This window comes from Caballeronia sp. M23-90 (assembly GCF_053574605.1).
This window is the reverse complement of record NZ_JBSIPA010000966.1, coordinates 1-540: the sequence shown is the minus strand read 5'-3', so window position 1 is coordinate 540 and position 540 is coordinate 1. Positions and strand designations below refer to the sequence as shown.

Below are 540 nucleotides of genomic sequence, written 5' to 3'. Positions count from 1 at the left end.
TCGCCCGCACGGGTTCAGGCAGGACGTCGGCCAAGGCGGCGCTGTCGCCGTCGCCGAGGGTGTTGGGAATCAGATACAGAACACCGCTCATGCTGCCCCCGCATAAGGAAATCCGGCGGCGCGCAGCATCTTCGACAACGTAATCAACGGCAAACCGATGAGCGCGGTGGGATCGTCGGAATGAATGGCATCGACGAGCGTGATGCCCAATCCCTCCGCTTTCGCGCTTCCCGCCACGTCATAAGGTGTTTCGGCCAGCAGATACGCTTCGATTTCCTCGTCCGGCAGGTCGCGGAAAAGCACGCGGGTGACAATGTCGGCAGATTGGACGTGGCCTGTGCGGCTGTCGAAGAGGCAGAGCGCGCTGTGGAAATCGACGTTCTTGCCGCGCATCGACCGGAGTTGCGCGCGGGATCTTCGACAACGTAATCAACGGCAAACCGATGAGCGCGGTGGGATCGTCGGAATGAATGGCATCGACGAGCGTGATGCCCAATCCCTCCGCTTTCGCGCTTCCCGCCACGTCATAAGGTGTTTCGG

Annotated in this window: 2 pseudogenes; both read right to left on the bottom strand. The window is 61.3% G+C overall.

Features of this window, described 5'->3' with window-relative positions:
* Positions 1-91: pseudogene (locus ACRXB1_RS37335) on the bottom strand (SAM-dependent methyltransferase); the annotation flags it as partial.
* Positions 88-417: pseudogene (locus tag ACRXB1_RS37330) on the bottom strand (Maf family protein); the annotation flags it as partial. The pseudogenes ACRXB1_RS37330 and ACRXB1_RS37335, both read right to left, overlap by 4 nt.
* Positions 418-540 lie beyond the last annotated feature (123 nt).